This is a genomic window from Paenibacillus xylanexedens (genome assembly GCF_017874615.1).
GTDB lineage: Bacteria > Bacillota > Bacilli > Paenibacillales > Paenibacillaceae > Paenibacillus > Paenibacillus xylanexedens.
In genome coordinates, this window is sequence record NZ_JAGIKV010000010.1 from 166,809 (window position 1) to 191,754 (window position 24,946).

Below are 24,946 nucleotides of genomic sequence, written 5' to 3' on the forward strand. Positions count from 1 at the left end.
ATTCACATGAATCAATAGATATAATACCTTGAACAAGCCGTACAAATCGGAAGCATATTTTTTTTCATATACGCGCGATAATCTTTGTACTTGTCACTACTCCAGATATCCAGCAAACTCTCTTCGTTCACGTTGCCGAAGGTCAAATCATAGAAGGCATGGCAGGGCGAAACGTCGCCCCTTGCCGTAATCTCCGCATAAACCCATGGAAGGGAGCACCGATTTCGTTTATCAGCCATCTGATGGAATTGCCCCGAGAAATAGTTACTCAAATTCTGTTCATCTATCGTCTTCGGATAGGTGATCACATGGATGCGGTTTTTCAAGCAATACGCTTTAACATTATTGAGCTGTCTCGTCAATTCCGGAATATCGATCTGGCTGAACGAACTGGTGTCCCGCCAGACCATCCCCTTGGCATAAGGAGCTTCGTGCACGTCGAATTTGTCACTAAGAACCTCCACATATTGGGCATACTGCTCTTCCGTTGCATAGAGCTGCACTTCCATGCTGATATGGTCCAACATCGACAAGTCGATATGCTTAAAGAAAAATTCCTCAACGTACATATAGTTCAAGGGCGTAATGATAAAGGATACACCCATTTTCGGAAATTGCTTGCCCTTGCTTTCCCGAAGCTCATACAGCTTCTCGATCCCCTTGATTACTTTCTTGAATACGCCTTTGCCTCTCTGCTTATCGTTGATTTCCTCAGGGCCGTCGAGCGACATCCAGATCTTATTTGGAGCAGTCTCGACAAGCATCTCGGCATGCTGCTCAAGCAATGTGCCGTTCGTGGGGAAGTCCGCTTTACTTCCATAGTGATTGATCATGGCGAGAATGTCGCTCAGCCAAGGGTACATCAGCGGCTCGCCGCCGAAAAAATCGTAATACGGCTTGCCCGGGCTGCACTCGACGATGATCTTTTTAATGAGATCCGGATCCAGATGCGCTAACGTTTTTTTGCTTTTGTAGGGACCTTCGAGTCCCCACTCATAGCACATCTTGCATCGTAAATTACACTCCTCCAACAGCTGCATGACGATCCATCTCGGATAGCTTGTCTTTGTCTTATCTTGGGCGACACTCAATTTGTTTACGCTCATCGCATAACCCCTTCTGCCATTGAAATCTTACCCCTTCGTTAACGCGACTCTCGCACAATAATGATCCACATAATTCGTCCGTTCTCCGGGTCTGTTCATGATCGCTTGATGCATCTCCCTAAGGACCTCTACGGAAAAATCCATCTCCCGCCACTTCTCGTAACGTATTCCGAACCCCAGTGATTCCCACAATTCCAAATTGCTAAGCTCGTGACTTCCGAACGGCTCCAGCAGAATAAGAGGGGTTTCGGATGCAAGCGAGTCGATTAATGTGCCCGCTCCCGGCTTGGCCACGATAGCCATCGCCTCCGAAGCGATATCGAATAACCAATGATGATCAACCTCAGCGGCGTATGACTTCGTGTCTTCTCCCGTTATTTCGATGTATGGCGGAAACTCGTGCAGGCCGTTCGCACTCTTCACCCATGCACACCATTCCGGATCATTCATCCAATATCGGTGATCGGGATCGGGCTTCGCTTCCTTCCAATCGTAAGCTACGATATCAAGCCCATAGTTATGGCCGGCAAGCTCTGGAATTGTACTTTGATAAGTGCCCATCCCCCAGCCGCCGCCATGAACAACAAGCCGCCGCTTCCTTGAGTCGAAGGGCAGTGGCGTACGATGAAGAACTGGGATTTCGCATCGAATCTCCATCTTGTCAGTGTCATAGAGACAAGCATTGTAATAATACTCGTCATAGCGAGAGTGAAACTTCTTCAAGCTCTTCCAAGACGGGGCCAGATCTGAATCGACGTAGAGCAGGTCTACATGAATTCGATTCGGCAGCATCTTCTCCCTATACAAATCCAGAATATAGATCCAGTGTCCGGATAACGATATGAATTCGTACCGGTCTTCCGCTTTCCACGCCTCCAGCAATAGCTCGACCTGGGCATAATCAATGCTGTTGCGTATATCCATCGGCATTCGGGCCGATAAATTGGCAAGTGCGAAATTATTGTGGTAAGCCTTTCTGCTGTCTACAATATGTTCCATCTTGTCTTGCTCCAAATAGCTTTCGAACACGAGCACTTCCGTCGCGATATCCCTTTTCTCGAAATCACTTGCAGCTAACAGACCGGGAATATAGAAACCCAGACCGAAACCCGAGCATAGAATCGTCACTTTCCGCTTACCCATAAAATTTTTTCCTCCATTCATGGCTTTAAGCGCTTCGGACTGCATCAGCGGGCGATCTTGAAGGATAACGACGACAGCACCTTCTTAACCTTAGCGGTCAATCGTTCGTTATCCCATTCCCCCTGGATCAACGAATAATATAATCTGCCTTTCACCTGCTTATTCCGGATCCCCTTGCACTCGCTGACGACTTTGTTAATAAGGAGCGTATTCGCGCTTAACGGTAAAATACCGAATCCTCGATCAGGCTTATATAGAACACCCTCGCGGTCCAGCGATTCAAGCAGTTGATCGAATGATACATCGCATGCAAACTGTAAAGTCGCATGCGTCATGCTCCCGGCCGTGTCGTGCTTCTTCAGGTAGCGGTCAACGTAATGCTTGATCAGACTCATCGATCTTCTTGCATTCACCTCAACAATCGGAACGATGCGGCCGTCTGTCAACAGCATAGAATCGACGCATACGTCGCCGTGATAACCCGACAGATAAAGCTCGCGAGCCGCCCGTTTCATTACATCAAAATACTTCGCTTCCTGCAGCATATGAAGCAACCTATCGTCTGCTGTATAGGAGCCTTGGTAAGCGAAATTGTGATTGACCAACTGCTGCACTGAGATATGTCGGTAAGTACCGTCCGAATCGATGTGGAATTGGCAAGAAAAATCCAATTCCTTGCGGAGGAACGGCTCAATAATAAACCGAACCGTTTTTCCCTTGCTGCACTGATCGGCGACATAGGATGTGACTCGCTGCAAAATCGCTTCCGACTCGATCAGCAAATTCCCTTTCCCGGATACCCCAAACTCATCTTTGATCAGGAAAGGTCCTTGATTCAGCAAAGTCAAGCCGCTTGCCAGCAGCTCTTCGGGAGAATAGACCGTCTGGCTGTCACACCGAAGATCAAGGCGACGGTTCAATTCGGTTGAATACAGCTTCGAATTGACAGTCTGAACCGTTTCGATAGCTGGAAAATCCTGTTCCAGCCCGTAACGCGCTGCAGTACGATCTACCCCCGGAATGACGGCAAAGGGCGACAACCGGGCGCCGTCCAGCAAGTAGAGATCCATGTCACCCATTCGATCGGCTGATGTGAGCAAGTCGAATATATTGGCGGTTCTGCCTACGCTTCCTACATCAGGACTCTCGAGATCGGTTGAATTGGAAAGAAATTTAAATCCGATCTCATGCAAATACTCTTTATGGCAAACGTTCATTCGATAGCGAGTAATGAGCTTATCCTGCGCCTCGCAAAATGGGAAGAGCAGCTCATCCATGGCCATCACGATATTCTCCATTTCAGGATCGTGGAACGACGGCAGTTTGGCTAGATTAGGGTCGCGCCAGAAGCGTTCCGCGTCAAATGTCCCGATAATGAGCTCGAACTTGCGTCTATCATTCATACCGGCGCTGTTTTCTGCAGCTCCGAGATATAATTGCAGAAGGTCGTTACCGACTCCATAAGATTGAAGTCGAATTGTTCAAAATCGATTTCAATACCGAAACGCTCTTCCACCTGTAGTACAAAAGTAATTAGCTGTAAAGAGTCCAATCCCCCGTCTTCCATGATGTTCGAATGCTCGTTCAAACTGTTTGCCAGTTGGGCGTCTTCCTTGATTTCGCATATCATCGCTATGATCTGTTCTTGCATAGGTACCTCCCGTTTAATGGATATATTGACCCTGGTAATAATGGATCGTTCTAGCGAGTGCATCATGCAAACTGATCGCCGGTTCCCAGTCCATAATCGTCCTTGAAATGGTAATATCCGGCTTCCTTCTCCTTGGATCGTCTTCCGGCAGCGGGAGAAACTCTAACTGCGCGTTGGACTTCATTAGCTCCTTCAATATTTGGGCGACTTCAAGTATGGTGACTTCCTCCGGATTCCCCAAATTGACTGGCTGTTCATACGTGGTGCTCAGCAGTCTCACAATCCCTTCCAGCAAATCGTCGATATACTGAAAGCTTCTCGTCTGTCTGCCGTCGCCATAAATCGTAAGGTTTTGCTTGGACATGATTTCATTAATGAAATTGGTAATGACGCGTCCGTCATTTAAATCCATCTTCGGGCCGAATGTATTGAAGATCCGAATGACCCTTACCGGTATACCGTATTTCCTGTTCATCCAGTAGGTGATCGCCTCTGCATACCGCTTCGCTTCGTTGTAGCAGCTTCTTGCTCCAACCGAATTCACGTTGCCATAGTAGCTCTCCGGCTGAGGGTGAACAGTTGGGTTACCGTAGATCTCACTTGTTGAAGCCAAGAAGAAAGCAGCCTGCTTTTCTTTGGCCAGATACAGCAGATGCATCGTCCCTTCGCTGTTGACCCTCATCGTTTCGATCGGATAGGACAAATATTTGGGCGGACTGGCAGGACTTGCAAAATGCATCACCCAATCGACAGGGCCTTCAATTGCGAGCGGATAAATGACGTCATGCTCGATAAACTTGAAATTTGGCGACCGTAAGAGATTGTCTATGTTGACAGTAGACCCGGTCAGAAAATTATCGACGCCGATAACGGTATGGCCTTCCCGCAGCAGCCTCTCGGCAAGGTTGGAACCGATGAAGCCTGCGACTCCTGTTAATACAATGAATATTATGATCCCCCCCCTTGCTTAAGGTTTGTGAAACCACTATTAATTCAATCGAACAGATATGGTTCTATGCATGAATCACAAGATGTCGGGTCAAATACTAGGAGAGATTCTTGAGGTGAGTGGATTCGCTGTGGTTGTGCCGGAAAAAAGTGCTTGAAGCAATGCGGATCGTTGAAAGACACGAAGGCAATAGGCTGTCAGCAAACGGAATCTTTAAGACAAGAGCAACGGTTTCGCTTACTCAATACGCTGTATCGCAACGATTATAATCCCGGCATCACTCCCTCCATAAATATGCCCGGATCACCACCGGCTTCGGGTTAAGGATTCTATTCGGGTACAAGAAGAGATATCCACAACTGACATCATCTGCTCCCTCAACATTACTGAATGCCTACCTTCTTCAGCCATCGTTCAAGGAATATGGATTCTTCATTTTCTATATTCGTTATCAGCGTTTGTAAGCTTTCGGAAATACTCGTATCCTTTGTCAAATTATATTTAATCGCTAGATTCACAAGGATTTTTGCCTTAAGTTCAATGGCTGTGAATTCATCTATATGCTCTTGATTTAATTTAATTAAATGCCGATTATCGTACAAGTACTTGAGTCTTAGCGTCATTATCTTCTTATGATCATAAAGTAAATGAAAGGGTCTTATATCAAACATAACCTTATGTTCCAATGTCTCTTTCGCATAATTTAATAGAGTTGTGTATATTTGCATGCCGAAGTCAAGATTATCCCTGTCGCCCCCATAGTTGAACATCTGCCAATACTCCGGCGTTTGCTTAGTGAAATAATTTCTTATAGAATTCACTAGGGTATCTGCACTGAATTTATCCTGATATTGATCATTGAATCTATACAGATAAACCATTTCTCTAAGATAATCATGATTGGTTGTTAGATGATTCGTGTCGAACGCAAGATTGAAATCAGTAAATGATATCTCAGCCTGACTATACACCCCGTTCTTAAAAAAATCGGAAACATACAACATCTCTCTATCCAAATCATAGCCGTAAACAAATATGTCATGATGCAATTGAAGTTTATTGTAGCGATCGCTTAGGGGCACGTAGAAATAATTGATCATGGTGTGGACATAGTTATTAGCATTAATATTTTCTATAATAAAATGAATAACAGAGTCCCATTTAGTTGTTACAGTATCTCTATGTATCTTTTGAGTAGTAATCCATTTGCACGCATCCGAAGGCCGCAGCTCATAAGTCAGAGGGAAATAAAAATCTCCCCAATGGTGTTTATAATCTTTGTTAATAAATAATTGAATATAATTGCTAAATATCCATGGATGTGCGCACTCGTAATGGGTAAGTATGGACAAGAGATGAGCATGTTGCGTATAGGTTGTAATCATCGGATAACTGACCGGCAATATTTCTCTTCCCAATGTTTGAGTTGAATTTTTCAACCTTTCGTTCACCCCTCGTTATTTGGTTAAACGGCTTAAGGATGCCGAATCAGTATATCTCATTTAGCAATAAGCGCTTCGTACTTGCCCTGTCCAGTTTTCCTGTTTTTGTTTTTGGAATGTTATCTATAACCCTCCATTGTCTAGGCACTTTATACGATGACAAATGCAAGTTGCAATGTCGTGTCAGTGCATCTATATCAACCAGGCATTCATTAAAAACTTTCAGAAATGCGATAGGCACTTCGCCTAATAGATCATCGTGTACACCAACAACCATGACCTCCTCCACTTCTTTCAAGCCGTACAAAAATTCCTCGATTTCTTCCGGATAGATATTGATACCGCCGGATATAATGATATTCTTCTTTCGGCCTGTGAGTATAAGACACCCTGATTCATTCCAATATCCTAAATCTCCTGTCTTTAACCAACCCTCAACAATGGTAGCGTTCGTTAACTCCGGGTTTTTGTAATAACCGAGCATCACATTCGGGCCCTTGACCCAAATTTCTCCGATAGCCGCTCCTTCAACCTCATTCTCTTCTTTGTCAACAAGACGAATAGAAACGTCATTTATGGGTGATCCACAGGATAGGCAGTGCTCTCCCCGTTCCATCATGGTCACCCGCGGAGAAGCTTCGGTCAATCCATAGGTTTGAATAATGTCCGCGTGAGGAAATACAGTCTGAAGATGGTCTACTAATTTCGCGGGAATCGCCGCACCGCTAATTACAATAAATTCAATGGAATCAAAGGCACTCCAGTTCTTTGTCTGATGGAAATCGGAAACAAAGTGCATCAATTGCGTAGGCACCGCTGAGAATCCCGTGACCGCCTTATTCTGAAACAGTTTAAACGCTGTGCGCGGCAGCAAGGGCAAGCTGATAAGTTTAATTCGGGTTCCATATAGCATGCAAGAAATTAATTGCGTGACAATCGTAGAACTGAAATGAACGGGCATCGTTACAAGAAATGAATCTTGATCCGTATACCCCACCTTTCCGCCATGTGCCAAGGCATTCGTTAATACATTCCAATGGGATAACATAACGATTTTAGATTTTCCGGTTGTGCCCGATGTAGGAAGGAGAATCGCACATTGATTGGGATCGGACTGATTGGTTAACGAGATCGATTCAAACGAAGGCATTGGTTCTTGCGATAAATCCTGAGCGGTAACCCAAGGAATGTCGCAATTTAAATGCGCAGGCTGTGCATATTTGCTGATAACCAATTTGGCGTCACTGGCATTTAAAATATTTTCAATTTCAGTATTGGATGCCGAATAAGGAACCGGTACTAACACATAACCGCAGAATTGAATGCCCAACGCCGCAATAATGAACAAGGGCTCATTATTTGTGTATAATGCAAGATGACTTCCGGACTCAAGTTCAAAATTCTTGTGGATATATAAAGAAATCAAGTAAGCTTCTGTCATCACTTCTGCGTAAGTCCATTGCTGCTTTAGATCTTCAAGGATAATATGATCTTGGCGATCAGAGGCCTCCAGAAATAGACGCTGAATGATAGTCATCATAGCGTTTTCACAGTCAAATAATTAAGGATTAATCCAGCCGTGGAGAACTTCTCAAATAACAGATCTTCATCAGGGATCGAGATGTTAAACTTCGATTCCATTAAAACAATAAGCTTGATGAAGCCTACTGAATCGATCCCTTGGTCCAACAAACGGGTATCGTGGCCTTCCGGATACTCGATGTCCAGCTCAGCAAAAATTTCATCTCTCAAGATAGATTCTATTGATTTAGACATCATATTCCCCCGTTAGATAATCTTTAGAAAGGCTGATTAAAGAGGATAGTATACGTGATGAGCAAGTGAAAGTGATTTTGGAGAAGAATAAGTTCATAACGATGAACAAGGTGAATTTGCACTGAAAGAGTTGTTTGCAGAGATGCTGCAATTCATGTTGGAGGTGGAATATGACACGGTTCATGTCATAAAAAGCTTGACGCGAAGAGTACAACGACGGAAATACTTGAGGGTTCCCTCGTCAACATCGCAAAGCCTAAAGAAAAAAGCATTTTCCCAAGCAATGAAGCGTTGCTGAAAATGCTCTACAAAACTACGATGAATTTCACTCGTAAATGGACAGTGCGTGTACAAAACCGGGAATAAGTACCCATCAAATCTCCATTCTCTTCCTCGAAGGGATTGAACTATATTGCGTAAAGTTTTTCTTGGTAGCGTTTACACCAGTAGATTTACAGCACCAAGCGCCCGATATATTTAATATAATTACAAATATACCAATTGTCAACAGTTTTGAAAAAGCCCGTTGATGCCCTCTGGAAAACACGGTTTCCAGTAACCTCTTTCATCCGTTCGGAAAGAAAGAAGTTACTGGTACGAAAGTCTGGCTGTTGGCCAGCGGCGAGCCACATGAAAATGATATTTTCACGAACCGCCCTACAAGGCTTCTCTACCCACATTTGGCTACAAGCGTGATGATAAGAAGCTTCTACTTGATGAGATCTATGCCCCTATAGTTCAAGAAATTTCACCTCTATCTGTATTAGGATTAGGGTGTGCAAAATCAGTAATTACTTCATTATTACAGGTACAAAAAAAGACACGGAAGAACAACTCCGTGCCTATATAAAGCAATTATCCCGCTTCACCGAACTTCAAATTGAAGTTATTAAAGACGGTTCAATCAAAGCCATACATTACATATTTCCCGTCCTCAATCCATAAGGAAGTTGGAACAACGAGAGGCGTAGGAATTAATCCTGCCCCTTCCATTTTAACATCGCCACCGATTCCACATGCACCGTATGCGGGAACATATCCACCGGCGTTACCTCCACGGTGCGATAGCCGCCATCTTCCAACACACGAAGATCACGTGCCAGCGTACTCGGATTACAACTCACGTAAACCACGCGTTCCGGCTTCATCTCCAGGATGGTATCGAGCAAACGCGGGTCGCAGCCTTTTCGTGGTGGGTCGACAACGATGACGTCAGCTTCGATGCCTTGTTCTTTCCAGCGCGGGATGACGTCCTCAGAGGCACCAACTTCGAACTTGACGTTGCGCATCTCGTTCAATAGAGCATTGCTCCGCGCATCCTCGATCGCTTCAGGCACGATCTCTACCCCATACACCTGATCCGCATGTTGCGCGAGGAAAAGAGAAATCGTTCCGATGCCGCAATAGGCATCAATTACCGTCTCTTTGCCGCTCAGTCCAGCGTACTCTACCGTTTTGCCATACAGTACTTCCGTTTGCACCGGATTCACCTGATAGAACGAACGCGCAGAGATCGCAAACTGCACATCACCGATATAATCATAAATTACATCACGGCCCCACAGGACGCGGGTCTCATCGCCAAAGATGACGTTGGTCTGTTTCTTATTCACGTTCTGGCAGATGCTTGCCACATGCGGAATCGCTTCACGGATACTGCCAATCCATTCGTCTTTGTACGGAATGTCTCGACCATTCGTGACCAGTACGAGCATCATCTCGCCAGTACGGAACGCCTTCTTCACAACCACATGGCGCAATAATCCGCGACCTGTCTCTTCGTTATAGGCGCTAATTCCAAAATGACTGCCGATCTCTTTAACCTTTGCGACCACTTCGTCATTGTGCTCATGCTGAATGAGGCAACTCTCCATATCGATGATGCGATGGCTTCCTTTGGCGTAAAAACCACCTACCAGACCACCCTCGGTCACACCAATGGGCACCTGTGCCTTGTTTCGATATCGCCACGGCTCGTCCATACCCATTGTAGGCAGTACGCGAATGCCCTGCTCCGTATCCTCTTCGTTCATGACACCTTCAAGGCGAAGTCGAATACGATTGCTGCCGATCATTTGCACTTCAGATGTAGCCGGTCCAGTTGTCTGGTTCGCATCACCAACTGAAGCGTCATCCTGCACGCGCTGTTCGGCGCCCTCTTTATCATCCTGCGTATTGGATGCCAGCGTTTCCGCATCCTCCACCAGCACGTTCAGCTTCCCGATCCGCTGCAAATTATCGATCACAAGCTGACGTTTCCACGCCAGTTGACCAACGTAGCTCATATGCTGAATCTGACACCCGCCGCATTGATCGTAGATCGGACATGGTGCGGATACACGGTCCGGACTGGCTTTTACGATCTCAAGTAGCTTGGCATAACCGTATTGCTTCTTGGTTTTGATTACACGCACGCGTACAGTTTCCCCCGGAAGGGCACCCTGCACAAATAGTGTGTATCCGTCCGCACGGCCTACACCCTCTCCGTCATGGTTCATGCCAACGATCTCAATGACGGTTTCTTCATTTTTGCTAACGGGCAATCCTTCAATTGGTGCGGATTCACGTGTTCTGCCTTTGGAACGCACACCAGAAAGAGATGCACCGCGTGACCGCACCTCTTTACCTGACTGACTTGTAGATGGACGAGTTGATTGCGTTGATTGACTTGGCTGACGGGAAGCTGAAGCTTTCCCTTGAGGAGCAGCCGAATTCCGGCGGTTTTTTCCACGACCGCTGCGGTTCGTATTAGACAACGTATGTTCACTTCTTTCTTATATAGTACACCGCCTGCAATGACGGTGAGCTGAATTGATTTGTTGATTAAGTTGATCTGATCTGTGTTGAGTTAAACTAAACTGTTTCGAACTATTTCGTAATTTAATAAAAGGATTGCCTTATTCACGCCAAAAATAACGTTCCAAAATTCTAACGAATCTCAGAAACGTTATTTCATTGTATCATTTACCGATGGAACAGTTGCAGATGATGTTTTAGATTGGTAAACGTAGCTGGCAATGTGCCACCCAACTCTCCATCGAGGTTCAGTTGCACATATCCCGGGGACGTAACTTCCATATGACTCGTCTGGAAATGAACCACTTTCTTGTCGTTCAGATGCTCCCCACGCAGCGCGAGCGTTACGAGGCGGATCATATCGGCCAGATTACATTTGCGGACACCGATCACATCGAACAGACCATCATCAATGGTTGCTCCTGGAGCCAACTTCTCGAATCCTCCGACCGAATTGGTATTGGCGATGAGGAATAACATGAATTCATCATGGATTTCTTCCTGACCGTCGGCACGAATAATCAGCTCCTGTGGAGACAGGCTCGCCATTTTCTCAATACCCTTCATATAATAGGCCAGTTGCCCAATCATCGTTTTCAGACGACTCGGTACTTCATAGGTCAGTTCAGTGAGTGAGCCGCCACCGGCGATGTTGATAAAATATTTATCATTCGCTTTGCCCAGATCGAGAGGACGAAGCTGCTGGTTAATGACCAGATCCACGTAATCTTCCCACTGTCTCGGAATGCCGAGTGCACGTGCAAAATCGTTCGTTGTTCCCAAAGGAAACACACCCAGCGGAGGACGGTTCTCCCGCTCGGCCATACCGTTAATCACTTCGTACAACGTGCCATCGCCACCAGCAGCAATAATCATGTCATATCCGCGCTCAATCGCGAGTTCAGCTTCCCGGGTTGCGTCACCTTCACCCGTTGTTGCGTGACATGAAGCTTCAATACCACCTTGATCCAAACGCTGCAAAATATCAGCCAGACGTTTCTTCATTTCTTCCCGGCCTGAGGTCGGATTATATATTAAGCGAGCTTTTTTCATCTCATACGCCACCTATTCCACATTATCCATGAGTCTAAACGACCTCATATTCTTACGTTGCATCAGTCCACAAAAGGGCATATTTTTTACACAATAATGAACTTGCGTTAATGTTGCTCTAATCATTCGTCTTACCTATATCTATGCATCAGGAATTCCGTCTCATGCCAAAGCCTTTAACTCCTATCATATCATCAAATGTAAAGATGTCCTAGCCTGTAATGTATAAGTATATTTTAACATATCCGTACCCACTAATCTGCCTATTACCCAATAAACCTCACGCACCGCTCCTGAATCTTCCCCACTACCTTTTATGTAAAATAGTCTCATTAATCAACCATTCTGCCCGCTTGGACAGGAATTAGTCTTCAATTTTGATGACCTTCATCTGATTATGACATAGATATGCTACAAATTTACAAATCTTAAGATGAAAAGATAAATAACATAAACCTTTTTCCAATATAGTTTTAGTGCACCCTCAACTTAGCACCACATCATACCCTTGAAGGAGAAGTGTAAATGAAAAAAATCGTGTTAATGCTCCTTGTTTCGCTTATGGCATGTATTCCTTGGGTCACCGTTGTTGAAGCAGCAGAAATTAATCATGATCAGGTTGTCGGATTCCAGGAAGTCACACCAGTCACCGTAATGCAACAAGCAGCCAAGCGTTTTCAACCGTTTTTGAAGGTCTATCATGGATGCGTGCCTTTTCCCGCAGTGGATCAACAGGGCAATACCAGTGCTGGCTTGAATACGTCCGGGTCATCGAATGGGAACTGTAGCTCAAGTACAGGGCAGATCTACTCCCGCTCCGCATGGCACAATGGGGTGTGGGCTATCATGTATTCGTGGTATTTCCCCAAAGACTCCCCTTCCTCTGGACTCGGCCATCGTCATGATTGGGAAGGAATCGTTGTATGGGTCGATAATCCGGCAGCTGCCAATTCCAAAATTCTCTCCATCGCATATTCCGGTCACGGCCAGTTCACCAAAGTCACACCGAGCAATAACAATACACAAGGTAACCATCCGTTGATTTCCTATAATAGTACCTGGCCGCTGAACCATGAGCTTGGCGTTACTAATGCTGTGGGTGGAACTCAGCCTTTGATCGGATGGGACGATCTGACTTCTGCGGCACGAAATGCACTCAACACGACGGACTTCGGTAGCGCCAACGTGCCTTTCAACGATAACAATTTCACCAACAATTTAAACAAAGCCTGGTTTAGATAAAAAAATCCCCTTCAAGTGGACAGTTCACTTGAGGGGGATTTCGTTATGAAGTTATCGTAGTATCCCGGATACTTATATCACTTCTTCAGCCAACCTCAAAATCCGATTTTTCTACCTGCACGCAGCTGTTTGTACCAGAAATAGACGGTGCAGCCTACACAATAACCCAGCAATGCAGCACTTGCAGCCGCGAGAAGCATGACGGAGAATACATAACCTGCTGCTACCCAGCCAAGTGAGAACGAGATGAGTGCCAGAGACAGGAAGAGCACAGCCAGAATATTGTTGAATCGCTGTAGCTCCAACGCCTGCGTCTCTGTACCTTTACCAGTCAACACAACTTTCCCAATCTGCACAAACAGATTAAGCTTGCCACCAGAAGCCAGCCCAACTACCTGAATGCTCCACAGCACGCCCAGAACTACCAGCGGATTGAACACAAACGAGAGTAAAACAAACAATACAATACCGACCTGATTCGCTTTCACATAACGCATGGGCACTTCCCGCATCTGTATATCTCCTTATCCCCATTTTATTAGTTGGCTTTATTGCAGTCGGTATTGGGTTAATGAGCAACACTTCATTTAAGGATAGTAAAATCTCTTTTCAGCACGTCCCAATGGGGAGTCGGGATGCCTGTTGTCTTTTTCCAATCGGTAAATGCATTATTTAACGCCTCAATCTCTCCAAAAGAACCCGTGACCAGCTTATGAACCGGAAGCATGCTATAGATCTTCAACAGAAGGTACAACATCCGTTGATGCTTGCGGATCATTTTAGCCTGAATCTCCGGTATAATCGTTATGCCCATAGCCTCAAGCACGCTGAAGCCTTCATCCATCGCCCTAATCATATGCACAAGTTGTTGCTTGTTGCCTTCCATCTTTTGCATCTCACGCTTCTCATTAAAACTCACCGCATTAAGTATCAGAATGGGGATGATATGGCTTTTCAGCCAGGCATCAATATCGCTCAGAACATTCAACTTGTTTTTCACATGTTGGAAAGCCTGATCCAGCACAGGTTTAAAGCCTATCTCTCCGTCCAGACTGCCAATTACCATTTGTCCGCTGCCTCCACCGACCGATAACATGCGGTCCTTTTCCCGCTTCCCTGCACTCACATGGAATCCAAACGCGACCTGTTTTGCTACCCTGCTGTTTACCTCCAAAAAGTTTTGCATGCTTCGCGCATCTGCGTTGTTTCCCACAATCACAATATTGCTGCTCTGATTGTCTGCCAGAATAGGTAACACAGAAGAAAAATCGTTATATTTCATGACAACAAAAATCAGATCATATTGGTCATCCACTTCCAACGTTCTGGCTACCCGAACCGGATCAACTGTCGTTTTGAATTGAAAAACATGCCGGATGACGATTCCATCCTTCTCCAGCTCTTCTGCCCGCTTCCCTCTAGCTAGAACAGTAACATCATTGCCACCGCGCACCAGAACGTGCGCCAATTGACTGCCCAAAACACCTGCACCATACACTAATATTTTCATTGGTTATCCCTCTATTTCATATTTTATCAATATTCGTTGCTTTATGAACATTTGTTGATAAAATAAGAGTAACAAAGCACCTACTGTGCTTCAATCGTTAAAATATCCGTTTTTGTTGAATAATCAACGAATGATTCCTTATTGTTGAAAACCATCAAAGGAGGGGCCATGGACAGACGAGTACTCAAGACACGAAAGGCGATAATCGAAGCTTTTGTGGGGTTACTGGAAGAACAGGATTTCGAGCAAATTACGATAAACGAAATTGCTGATCGAGCTAATGTAAACCGAGGAACAATCTATTTGCATTACGCTGACAAGTTCGACCTGTTGGAACAATGCATTGAGACCTATTTGCAGCGGTTGTTGGATGCCTGTATGATCGAAAGCCCTACTACAACACCCGTTACGGCCAAGGATGCGTTGCTCCGAACCTTCTGCTATCTGGAACAACATGCCACAACCTATACCACACTACTTACTAAAAAAGGTATTCCAGCATTCCGTAGTAAGTTGATGACATTGTTGGTCCAGGGAGTACAGGATCAAATGGATGCTTGTGGAATCCAGGAAGGTATGAAAAAAGAGATTACCATACAGTTTCTTGCTTCCGCTGCAGTCGGTATCCTGGAGTGGTGGATTATGAATTCCATGCCTTATCCGGCCGAGGAGATCGTTGACCAATTAATAGGTTTACTGCAGCTACATCTGAATTTGCACGCACCCATTAATGGATAACCTGATCCTCGCTCAAATGATCTACAACAAACAAAAACCACGTCCTGAGGACGTGGCTTCGTTTTTTTTGGCAAACCGATCAGATCGCTCCGCGAACACGCATCGCGGCCAGTGAAGAGAGTTATTATAGGTTAACAGAAATACATATTCTTCAGGCTCTAATTATGCAACGAAGCTTTCTTGGGTCTAAAAATGATAAAACTGATCGCGGCCAAAATCCAGACTCCGATACCGCCATAGAGCATCACCAAACCAAAGCCGTGCACAAGAGCTGCATGGGCGATTGCTCCGGCTGTATCCAGAGAGGTAATATTTAGTAAATCCAACTGGAGAGATGATGTGTTGCCGCCAGCTATTTTTTCCGCCAAAGACCTCAATTGCACTTCATCAATGGTCCCAGATAGCACATCCTTCAGATAAGACAAGATACCTTCCTGCAAAATATATCCCATCAATGCGATATTGATAGCTAGGCTGATTAATCTGGCACTCGTGTCTATGCCGGAAGCCATGCCTGAACGAGTGCTCGGAACCGAGCCGGTGGTCGTGTTGGTTACAGGCGTGTTGGTTAAGCCAAGCCCTATACCAGCCAATAGGGAACCGGGGAGCATGGTCAACCAACTAGCATGATCGCTGCTGCTGCCTAATTTCATCCATAAGAAGCCGGTTCCGATAATAAACAGACCCATTGGGATGATTATGCGCGACTGATAGCGAAGCGAAAGACGCTCTGCTAGTGGAGGGATTACCAAGGTGGGCAGTGTATAAGCCAAGAGAGACAACCCTGCTGGCACAATGCCGTAACCAAGACCACTCTGGAAATAAATCGGCAGATAGATCATGAACGGCCAGAAACTGAAATTCATTCCGATGGAGCCTAAAAGAGCGCCAGAAAAATTTCGTATCCTGAATACGGAAAAATCGAACATCGGATGGGTGCTGAGTTTTTCTGCAAACCAAAAAATAGTGAAGCATATTGCGGTTGCAACAAGGATACTGATGGCCGTCGCGCTGGTAAAGCCGAGTTCAGGCCCTTGCGTGATAAAGTATACTAGCCCAAAAACCGTCAACGATAGCGTGATGATGCCGATGATGTCCAGCTTTTTCGCCTGCGGATCTCTGGAATCCTCCACACCGGCTATAACCAAGATCAACGTGAGGATGGTCAGTGGGACGTGGACTAGGAAAACCCAATGCCAGTTCGAAAACGACACGATCATCCCCCCGATGATGGGTCCAAAACCAAGGCCGATGCCGAACACGATACCCCATACGCCAAAAGCTTTACTCCGTTCTTTTCCTTCCCGAAACTGTTGCGAAAGAATTGCTATCTGGCAGATGAGCATCGCGCCAGCACCCACGCCTTGAAGAAATCGGCTGACGATCAGAACTATCGTGCTTTGCGCCAAGCCACAAATCAAGGATGTAATACCGAACAAGATGAGACTGACAATAAAAATACGCTTCCTTCCATACCGGTCAGCCAGCGTTCCAACAGCCATCAGAACAGTTGTACTAGCAATGGTGTAGGCACTCATAATCCATTGCATATCCTTGAGATTTCCATGCAATACCTTTTCCAGTGTTGGCAGTATCACTGGCACACTGGAAATTTCGAGTCCGAACATTAGCGTGGACAAACATATAGCAGCTAATGCGATTATATTTTTGACCTTATCCATTCGTGCCTTAAAATCTTCTGTACCTACCTTATTGGAGTCGTATTTACTCAATGATGCCATCCTCTCTCTCCCTTTTCATATATAATCATTTTATTGCTGTAGATTATTTTATAATTAAAGTCATTGATTTTACATGTCACATTCAAATGCATATAATGAAAATACAAATTAATTAAAGAAGTTTTGTACAAAACGCCTTAAATTCAAAGGAGGAAATTGAAAGTGGATCATGTAGACAAACAAATCCTCTTATATCTTCAAAATCAGGCAAGGATTTCAATGACTGAGCTGGGTAAAAGCGTGGGGTTATCTCAACCTGCTGTAACGGAACGAGTTAAAAGAATGGAAGAAAGCGGAGTTATTCAGGAGTATCGCACCGTCATCTCTCCTGAAAAAATCGGGAAGCATACGGCAGCCTATATGTTGTTTCGGACTAGAGACTGTCTGGCATTTCTTGATTTTGTCCATGCATCTCCCCATGTTGCCGAGTGTCACCGTATAAGCGGCGAACACAGTTACTTATTAAAGATTGTTACCGAATCCACACGAGCTCTCGAAGAGTTTAGTAATCAGTGTGACAAGTACGGAACCTATACGAGCCTGATTGTCATGTCTTCACCGATCGATCACAGACTTCTCATTCATTCTCTCCCTAATTAACTCAGATAAAAGAAAAATATAGATTCCCTCTCCTCTCATATACATATACAAAAAGGAATTTGCCTTCAGGCTAATGAATAGCCTTAGGGAAAATTCCTTTGGTGTGGGATCACTCATTCAACTTTCACAGATCGTAGAAAATTTAATCATTATCCGAATCAATTTGGATGAGCTTGCGCGGTTCTTGTTCTTTTCCACCGTACCAGACCAAAACAGCGGCGAACAAATTCATTGTACTTGGGCGTACACCTCAATGAATACCACGGACTAAGCCAAGGTTCGTTCAATGAGCCCCTCCATAACGAAAAAAAGCCATCACATGAGGTGATGACTTTTTTCGTTATGGAGCCTAGGCGGATCGAACCCCTGACCGCATCGCTGCCAGCGATGCGCTCACCCATGAGCGCTAAGGCCCTTTTCAAGAAGAAGCTCCAACTTCGGCCTTATCTTCATTGCATCTTTCCAGCAAAATCTGGATCTGGCGCTCCATCCACTGCCCTAACAACGGATGTGGAAGAAACGTCTCACCGCTATACGCGTAATTCAATTCCTTAAGTCGGCTCGGAATCACCTTTCTCGTGAAATAACCGGCACTCAAAAACAGCGGCGCCACAATGACTCGGTTCCCCCGCTCTTCGCTCCAGTACTTCACTTTGTCGTACACGCTCTCCGGATTCAACAATGCATAATCCGTATGGGCTAAGCCACTAACTTCCTGCACACGCTCTGCAAGGGAAGAAATTCCGGCTTCCCAACGCTCGCGAAAACCATCATGAATACTCCCATGGCCTACCAGCAGGATCGTTTCCTTCTCCGGTTGCTGCGACAGTAATCGGACTTTGTCCCACACCATCACGGCAATATCCGGATCGTTATCCACCGGATAACCGAAGTGAACCCGAGCCTTCACATCGAACGGTTCCAGATCCGTTTCGCGATCAGGTGTTTCCTTTGCACCAATGGCATATTCAATTTCATCCACATGTGTACTCCCGGACGAAACAAATAGAGGTACGACCAAAATATCGGTTACGCCTTGTGCTTCCAGTCGGTCGATACCGTCCTGGATCAGGCGTCCTTCCACAAGTTCAAGAAAACCGGCTTCAACCGGTAATGGAATAGGCAGATTCAACCGGGAGATCGCGTCATCGACGGATTCCACCCAGGTCTGCTCCTGTGAACCGTGACTGATGATGAGTACGCCCGGCTTCTTCATGTTAGCGTCCCAGGCGTTCCAGCGTCATTTTATAACCATCATTGCCGTAATTCAGGCAGCGTTTCACACGTGAAATTGTAGCTGTACTCGCACCTGTCTCTGCTTCAATCTGGTTATACGTATTGCCTTTACCCAACATACGAGCCACTTCCAGCCGCTGGGACATGGATTGGATCTCATTAACTGTGCAGAGGTCATCAAAGAAAACATAACACTCTTCAATATCTTTTAACGTCAAAATAGCCTCGAATAGTTGTTCAATGCTTTTATCATTTAGCTTTTTCAGCTGCATTTCATCATCATCCCCTAGCGGTTACTGTGTACCTACATTGTACTCACCCTGAGTTGGTATTTCAAGCGTTACCGATTTCACGCACTACAGAATAAAAATACATGTTACCGCTTACAAAAGGTACTATTGTCCTCCCCTCACGCACATCGGGCGAAATTTACGCGCTTTTTCCCAGTTTTCACCTGTATATATCCGATTACTTATGTAGGATTTCAATCCTCCTAAATGTTACAATTTTGTGTCTAAACTGCATTTTACTCTTCGGGAACCTGCCATCATACATGCGCCCAAATCCGCAAATATCCCGTTTTCCGGGATACCCGCCTACGCCGTCTCTCCGCGAATGACATACAGTATAACAAAAGGGAGTTCCACAAGGGTCTATGATGTACATCTGTCATGCAACTCATGGAACGCAATTCCGAAATCCAACATAGAAGGAACGTGATCGTTCATGCCACAGCATTATTATCACCGCCAGCCAGCACAAGGGCACCGTCCGTCTTCTCATGCTCATCGGCAGGCACATACTTCTGCCTATATGCCGCCCGGTGTGGTTCCGCGGTCTTTGAATGAAACCCAGATCCAACCGATGTACCCTGGCGTAGAACCACACTACCCGGGCTTTGGCGAAGTCGAAGCATCTGCAATCGTACCGTATGGGCAAGGTGTAGCTGGCGGGAACTTATATGGAGGTGCAGCTCAGGTTCTTCCCCCAGCTCCTGTACCGGCGCCTTCCACTGGCAGTTCCGGCTTTTCATTAGCCAACATCGGTGAGTTAAAAGGAATGATCGACCGCTTCGGCGGTATTGATGGGATCATGAGTGGAATAGGCAAAATGCAGAAGGTCGTTGGTGGTATCCAGCAGATGGCTCCGATGATGAAACTTGTTATGGGCATTCTGCCTTTTGGAAAAGGAAAATCAAATAACAGCGCAGCTGATGCAGACTATGAAGAATATACGCCGCGCCGGAAACGTAAAAACAAACGTCGGAACAAAACAACGAATGCTACACGTCGCCGCAATACAACTCCAGTCCGCCGCAAATCCAATACCACGAAGCGCCGTCCCAAAAGTCGCAAAGGTTAAAAAAAATCCAGGCATCCCCTTACAGAAGGCGGGTGCCTTAACACCGTTCATCCGTATACAAATAAATTTCAGGAACTTACGTTCTTATTTCTGTAATTTGAGGTATACTGGATAGTAACTAAAGGAGGCGGACCATGGAACTTTTCAAAGACAAATACACTCCCGCATTAATCGAACGGACCGGCGAACAGTTGCGTCAATTCTACCCGAAGCTGGATACACAGCAATTTCATGAATTGGTTTTCGCTGAAGGCTGGGAACAGTTGGAATTCAAAGCGCGCATTCGCAGAATCACACTGGCTTTGACCCAGGTACTGCCGGACAATTATGAGGAAGCATTACATATTATCGAACAAGCGGCACCAACGATGAGAGGTGTTGAATATCTGTTTGTGCCGGATTTTATCGAAGTGAACGGACTTGACCCAGAGGATTACGAGTTATCCATGAAGTATCTGACCCTCTTCACACCTTATTCCAGCTCGGAGTTCGCGGTACGCCCGTTTATTGAACATTATCCAATCCAAACGATGAAACATATGATGGCCTGGGCAGAGAGCAACAAGGAGCATATTCGCAGACTTGCCAGTGAGGGCAGCCGGCCACGTTTGCCATGGGGTGCGAAACTCCAGAACTTTATCACCGATCCAACACCTGTACTTCCGATTCTGCATGCATTGAAACAGGACGAGTCCCTCTATGTTCGCAAAAGCGTCGCCAATCATCTGAATGACATCTCCAAGGACCACCCTGAACTGGTTATGGATCTGGCCACGACCTGGTACGGACAACATGTACACACAGACTGGATTGTTCGGCATGCCAGCAGATCATTACTGAAGAAAGGACATAGCAAAGCACTAAGTCTTTTTGGTTATAACGAGCAGGATTCAATTCACATTGAGCAGCTTCAGCTTGTCCAGGATACGATTAGCATTGGTGAAGATCTTCATTTTTCATTTGATGTGGTCAATGAGAGTGGCGAGTCACAGATGCTGCGAATTGAATATGAGATGGGTTATATGAAGGCAAACGGCAAGCAGGCTCCCAAACGGTTCAAATGCTCCGATAAAATGTACCCGACAGGCAGAACCAAGGTAGCCACCAAACAATCGTTCAAAATCATTACAACGAGAAAATACTATGCTGGACTACATACGCTAACGATTGTTGTGAATGGTAAAGAGGCAGCAACGACTTCTTTTGTCCTTGAAGTGGAATAACAGGAAATCGCCCTAAGTTATACACAGCTTATTGCAGCGGAATAGTTATTCACATGTGGATACATTTTTTTTCAAAACTTCTAATAGAAGAATCAGAAAGGCCACCTGGCAAGCATCATCTCCCGACAGGTTATTCCATTCCTGCCTGAGATCCTTGTCCAGTGGCCCTTTTCATATGTAACAAAGGTTGCTTCAGCTACGCAATCTTCTTCTGATGATCTGCTCGCAATAGCGTGCGCTTATAACAGAAAGATGGAACTGCATACGGAGCAGTAAGGTATAACATTTTCTACTTAAACCAGCCCCTTTTTACAAACCAGGCCACCATGCTTCCACCAAGCACAAACATCAACAGCAACACAGCCCCATACCCAAACTTCCACTGAAGCTCAGGCATATAGGCAAAGTTCATGCCATAAATACCCGCGATCAGTGTGAGCGGCATAAATACAGTCGTAATCACCGTAAGTGTCTTCATGATCTGATTCATCCGGTTGGAGTTCAGGGAAATATAACTGTCGCGCAGGTCAGCGGTCATCTCCCGATCGGCTTCAATCATGTCCGTCAACTTCAATAAATGGTCATAGATATCGGTAAAATAAGCCGTATGTTCACCTGTTCGCTGTACATGCTGGGAATTGACCACCCGATAGAGCAGATCCCGCATCGGTACTACCGTTCGTCTGAGCTTCAGCAATCGAGTCCGCAGATCAAACACCTGGTTCATCAAGTCTTCAACCGATTCTTGTCCACCCCTGTTCTCCAGTTCAGCCAGTTCATCCTCAATCGCAAATAAAGACGGAAAATAATGATCGACCAGCTTGTCCATCACCGTATAAGCTGCAGCCACCGGACCTCGCGCCCAGATGGTTCGTTCATGTGCATGGTGCAACAAGCGTTCCCACGCTTCATCTACTTCCTCCAAAACTCCATGATGAAAAGACACTAGGAAGTTTGATCCGAGAAACAAGTCAACCTCCTCGGCTTCCAGTGTGGACGGGTTCAGTGCATGCAGTACAAGAAACTGCAGATTATCATAATAATCAAGTTTTGGCCGTTGCAACACATGCAGACAGTCCTCAATAGCTAAAGGGTGAAAATGAAAATATGTATCCAGCAAACGGCTTTCCTCTTCCGTCGGCTGGTTAAAATCGGCCCATACCCAGGCATAATCGTTCAGATCCAGCTGTGTAAGTGGTACGTTAACGGAGACTTGATGTTCTCGTGTAATGGCGAGTGTACGAATCATAAATTAGACCACGTCCTTGTCCTGTATCTTTACGTCATTGTACAACTTTAACCATAGGTACGTCTCCCACGTGTCCAAAATATCCACAGACGCATTCAAACTCGACAACAAAAAAAGCCAACCCTGTTGGCTTCTCTCATTTCCCTATCCACAGTTCCCTGTATCCACAGGAATATCTTCTTTTGGTTTATCATTCCACGGATGGCTATCCACATATCCAGCCTGTCCACACGTTCATGCACAGGCGTCTCTTGATTTTTGTTGTATAATTGTCCACATATCCCGATATTCACACAGTTATGAACAGATCGTCTGGTAACCCCGAATTCGTTCGGGATAACTTCTCTTTTTAGAAAATAATCCAGTAGAGCAATCCTGCCAGTCCCGCAGTAATCGGAATCGTAATGAACCACGTAATAATGATACGTCCAGCAAGTCCCCATTTCACAGCAGAGAAACGTTTCGCGGAACCCACACCCAGAATTGCTGATGTGATCGCGTGCGTTGTACTAACTGGAAGGTGAAGCAACGTTGCTGTGAAAATAACGGAAGCAGCTGAAATATCCGCGGCAAAACCATTAATCGGTTCAATTTTAAAGATTTTGGTACCCATCGTTTTGATGATTTTCCAACCACCGATGGACGTACCCAGAGCCATCGCTGTTGCCGCTGAAATTTTAACCCACAGCGGAACATCCAGATTATCCTGCACACCTGCTGCAACCAGAGCAAAGGTAATAATCCCCATCGCTTTCTGTGCATCATTCGTACCATGCGTGAATGCTTGCAGTGCTGCCGTGAAAATCTGTACCGTACGGAAACCTTTGTTCACGTTATGCGGACTGCGTTTGGCGAAAATATATTTGAGAATCGTCATGACCACATAACCGATGGCAAATGCGATCAGAGGTGATAATAACAAACCTCCGACGATATCAATGAATCCGCTCCATTTCACTTTATCAGATCCTGCGCCAACGAGTACGGCACCTGCAAGGGCTCCAATAAGTGCATGTGATGAGGAAGACGGAATACCGAACCACCATGTAACCAGGTTCCAGATAATCGCTGATATCAAGGTGACTATGACGACCTCTATCCCGTTATCCAGCGTGGTGGGGTCGGTCACACTCCCCCCAATCGTCTTCGCAACACCTGTGAACATCATCGCACCGACAAAGTTCATCACCGCTGCCATAAGAATAGCTCGACGTGGCGTCAGTGCTCGGGTTGAGACCGAAGTCGCAATGGCATTGGCCGTGTCGTGAAATCCGTTGATGAAGTCAAACGCCAGTGCAAGGAAGACGACTATACCCAATACCCAAATCGTTGTTTCCATTATTCTCTGGCTCCTTAAGAATTACGCATAATGATGGATTCAAGCACGTTCGCTACGTCTTCACAAGCATCCGTTGTTGTCTCAAGACGTTCGTAAATTTCCTTACGCTTGATCAGTTCAATCGGATCAGACACGGTAGCGAAGAGATGTTTGATACACATGCGCAGCACTTCGTCGCCTTGGTTTTCCAGATCATTCAAACGAATGGTATACTCACGGATCGCGAGCAATTTTTTCTGGGACAGCAGATGGATCGCCTTCTGAATTTCGTAAGCCGATTGGCGCAAAATTTCAGCAAACTGTATGACGAACTCATCATCTGGATCTGTCAGTTGGTACATATAGAAACGGGAAGCCGTTGCTTCGAGTCCGTCCAATACGTCATCAAGTGTTGTTGTCAGCTCCATAATATCATCGCGTTCGATCGGCGTGATAAATGTTTTGTTGAGTTCTGTAATGATCGTATGCACGTAATCATCACATTTCGACTCGTACTTCTTCATTTCATTAGCAAAAAGAGTCACATCCTGAAGGTTGGAAACATGCTGGGAGAAATAATCTGCCGCTTGAACAACCGTATCTGCCATATTCTCCAGTGTCTCAAAAAATATATCCTTCTTCTTCTTAAGCTTCATAGCTCTATCCCCTTTACGAGAAAAATTGCCGACAACCGATGAAACATGAAATGACAACCTTTGATATCTTATCATATTTGTTTCATGGTTTGTACAAAAGGTGTGATCCTTTTTTATATTCTTATCACATTAATCTGAAATGAATCTTAATTAT

23 protein-coding genes and 1 tRNA gene are annotated in these 24,946 nt (G+C 45.4%); 5 read left to right on the top strand and 19 right to left on the bottom strand.

All coding sequences use genetic code 11. The annotated features are described in order from the left end of the window. Positions 1–11: 11 nt before the first annotated feature. From J2Z28_RS15295 to J2Z28_RS15340, 10 genes are all read right to left on the bottom strand, one after another. Positions 12–1,106, bottom strand: coding sequence for a radical SAM/SPASM domain-containing protein (locus tag J2Z28_RS15295; RefSeq protein ID WP_211083130.1), 1,095 nt, complete (start codon positions 1,104–1,106; stop codon positions 12–14). 27 nt (positions 1,107–1,133) lie between these two features. Further along, positions 1,134–2,249 (bottom strand): UDP-glucuronosyltransferase, encoded by a 1,116-nt coding sequence (locus J2Z28_RS15300; protein WP_211083131.1) that lies wholly within the window; start codon positions 2,247–2,249, stop codon positions 1,134–1,136. Between the two features lie 44 nt (positions 2,250–2,293). After that, the gene (locus tag J2Z28_RS15305) at positions 2,294–3,652 is read right to left on the bottom strand and encodes an ATP-grasp domain-containing protein (RefSeq protein ID WP_211083132.1); all 1,359 of its coding nucleotides are present in this window, start codon (positions 3,650–3,652) and stop codon (positions 2,294–2,296) included. Continuing rightward, complete coding sequence (locus J2Z28_RS15310) at positions 3,649–3,900, bottom strand: acyl carrier protein (RefSeq protein ID WP_036668367.1); 252 nt, start codon at positions 3,898–3,900, stop codon at positions 3,649–3,651. The genes J2Z28_RS15305 and J2Z28_RS15310 overlap by 4 nt, the downstream gene beginning before the upstream one ends. 13 nt (positions 3,901–3,913) lie before the next feature. After that, complete coding sequence (locus J2Z28_RS15315; protein ID WP_308737410.1) at positions 3,914–4,855, bottom strand: NAD-dependent epimerase/dehydratase family protein; 942 nt, start codon at positions 4,853–4,855, stop codon at positions 3,914–3,916. Between the two features lie 377 nt (positions 4,856–5,232). Continuing rightward, on the bottom strand, positions 5,233–6,288 hold the full coding sequence (locus J2Z28_RS15320) for a hypothetical protein (protein ID WP_211083133.1): 1,056 nt from the start codon (positions 6,286–6,288) through the stop codon (positions 5,233–5,235). Between the two features lie 49 nt (positions 6,289–6,337). Continuing rightward, positions 6,338–7,831 carry a class I adenylate-forming enzyme family protein gene (locus J2Z28_RS15325; protein WP_211083134.1) on the bottom strand — a complete coding sequence of 498 codons (1,494 nt, stop codon included), beginning with the start codon at positions 7,829–7,831 and terminating at the stop codon, positions 6,338–6,340. Further along, positions 7,828–8,067, bottom strand: a complete 240-nt coding sequence (locus J2Z28_RS15330) for a phosphopantetheine-binding protein (RefSeq protein ID WP_017690656.1) — start codon at positions 8,065–8,067, stop codon at positions 7,828–7,830. Before J2Z28_RS15330 ends, J2Z28_RS15325 begins: the two co-directional genes overlap by 4 nt. 974 nt (positions 8,068–9,041) lie before the next feature. Next, positions 9,042–10,823, bottom strand: a complete 1,782-nt coding sequence (gene rlmD / locus J2Z28_RS15335; RefSeq protein ID WP_211083135.1) for a 23S rRNA (uracil(1939)-C(5))-methyltransferase RlmD — start codon at positions 10,821–10,823, stop codon at positions 9,042–9,044. 208 nt (positions 10,824–11,031) lie between these two features. Beyond that, entirely contained in the window at positions 11,032–11,916 is an 885-nt protein-coding gene (locus J2Z28_RS15340) for a diacylglycerol kinase (RefSeq protein ID WP_211083136.1), read from the bottom strand. A 525-nt stretch (positions 11,917–12,441) separates the two neighbouring features. On the opposite strand from J2Z28_RS15340, the gene J2Z28_RS15345 reads away from it, so the two are divergent. Beyond that, positions 12,442–13,158, top strand: a complete 717-nt coding sequence (locus tag J2Z28_RS15345; protein WP_211083137.1) for an NPP1 family protein — start codon at positions 12,442–12,444, stop codon at positions 13,156–13,158. A gap of 95 nt (positions 13,159–13,253) precedes the next feature. Here the strand turns inward: J2Z28_RS15345 and J2Z28_RS15350 are convergent, their stop codons facing one another. Beyond that, positions 13,254–13,670, bottom strand: a complete 417-nt coding sequence (locus J2Z28_RS15350; RefSeq protein WP_211083138.1) for a DUF4395 domain-containing protein — start codon at positions 13,668–13,670, stop codon at positions 13,254–13,256. A 71-nt stretch (positions 13,671–13,741) separates the two neighbouring features. Further along, positions 13,742–14,668: a ketopantoate reductase family protein gene (locus J2Z28_RS15355; protein WP_211083139.1), complete on the bottom strand. Its 927-nt coding sequence runs from the start codon at positions 14,666–14,668 to the stop codon at positions 13,742–13,744. 168 nt (positions 14,669–14,836) lie between these two features. Between J2Z28_RS15355 and J2Z28_RS15360 the strand changes: the two genes are divergently transcribed. Further along, a complete protein-coding gene (locus J2Z28_RS15360) occupies positions 14,837–15,406 on the top strand; it encodes a TetR/AcrR family transcriptional regulator (RefSeq protein ID WP_211083140.1) in 570 nt (189 codons plus the stop codon). 158 nt (positions 15,407–15,564) lie between these two features. On the opposite strand, the gene J2Z28_RS15365 is transcribed toward J2Z28_RS15360, so the two are convergent. Further along, the gene (locus J2Z28_RS15365) at positions 15,565–17,148 is read right to left on the bottom strand and encodes an MFS transporter (protein ID WP_244988315.1); all 1,584 of its coding nucleotides are present in this window, start codon (positions 17,146–17,148) and stop codon (positions 15,565–15,567) included. Between the two features lie 162 nt (positions 17,149–17,310). On the opposite strand from J2Z28_RS15365, the gene J2Z28_RS15370 reads away from it, so the two are divergent. Further along, positions 17,311–17,748, top strand: a complete 438-nt coding sequence (locus tag J2Z28_RS15370) for an Lrp/AsnC family transcriptional regulator (protein ID WP_074093493.1) — start codon at positions 17,311–17,313, stop codon at positions 17,746–17,748. A 343-nt stretch (positions 17,749–18,091) separates the two neighbouring features. On the opposite strand, the gene J2Z28_RS15375 is transcribed toward J2Z28_RS15370, so the two are convergent. The 3 genes from J2Z28_RS15375 to J2Z28_RS15385 form a co-directional block, all read right to left on the bottom strand. Next, positions 18,092–18,163, bottom strand: a tRNA-Ala gene (locus J2Z28_RS15375). Positions 18,164–18,166: 3 nt separating this feature from the next. Further along, positions 18,167–18,964, bottom strand: a complete 798-nt coding sequence (locus tag J2Z28_RS15380; protein ID WP_211083141.1) for a sirohydrochlorin chelatase — start codon at positions 18,962–18,964, stop codon at positions 18,167–18,169. A 1-nt stretch (position 18,965) separates the two neighbouring features. Next, positions 18,966–19,256, bottom strand: a complete 291-nt coding sequence (locus J2Z28_RS15385; protein WP_017690665.1) for a YerC/YecD family TrpR-related protein — start codon at positions 19,254–19,256, stop codon at positions 18,966–18,968. Positions 19,257–19,710: 454 nt separating this feature from the next. Here J2Z28_RS15385 and J2Z28_RS15390 point away from each other — a divergent pair, with 454 nt between their 5' ends. Both J2Z28_RS15390 and J2Z28_RS15395 read left to right on the top strand, forming a co-directional pair. Then, positions 19,711–20,346 carry a tyrosine protein kinase gene (locus J2Z28_RS15390; protein WP_211083142.1) on the top strand — a complete coding sequence of 212 codons (636 nt, stop codon included), beginning with the start codon at positions 19,711–19,713 and terminating at the stop codon, positions 20,344–20,346. A gap of 134 nt (positions 20,347–20,480) precedes the next feature. After that, a complete protein-coding gene (locus J2Z28_RS15395; RefSeq protein ID WP_211083143.1) occupies positions 20,481–21,569 on the top strand; it encodes a DNA alkylation repair protein in 1,089 nt (362 codons plus the stop codon). Positions 21,570–21,858: 289 nt separating this feature from the next. Here J2Z28_RS15395 and corA read toward each other — a convergent pair whose 3' ends face one another. The 3 genes from corA to J2Z28_RS15410 form a co-directional block, all read right to left on the bottom strand. Next, the gene (gene corA, locus J2Z28_RS15400) at positions 21,859–22,818 is read right to left on the bottom strand and encodes a magnesium/cobalt transporter CorA (protein ID WP_036668386.1); all 960 of its coding nucleotides are present in this window, start codon (positions 22,816–22,818) and stop codon (positions 21,859–21,861) included. Positions 22,819–23,167: 349 nt separating this feature from the next. Then, on the bottom strand, positions 23,168–24,157 hold the full coding sequence (locus tag J2Z28_RS15405; RefSeq protein ID WP_036606054.1) for an inorganic phosphate transporter: 990 nt from the start codon (positions 24,155–24,157) through the stop codon (positions 23,168–23,170). Positions 24,158–24,171: 14 nt separating this feature from the next. After that, positions 24,172–24,792: a DUF47 domain-containing protein gene (locus tag J2Z28_RS15410; protein WP_017690670.1), complete on the bottom strand. Its 621-nt coding sequence runs from the start codon at positions 24,790–24,792 to the stop codon at positions 24,172–24,174. Positions 24,793–24,946 lie beyond the last annotated feature (154 nt).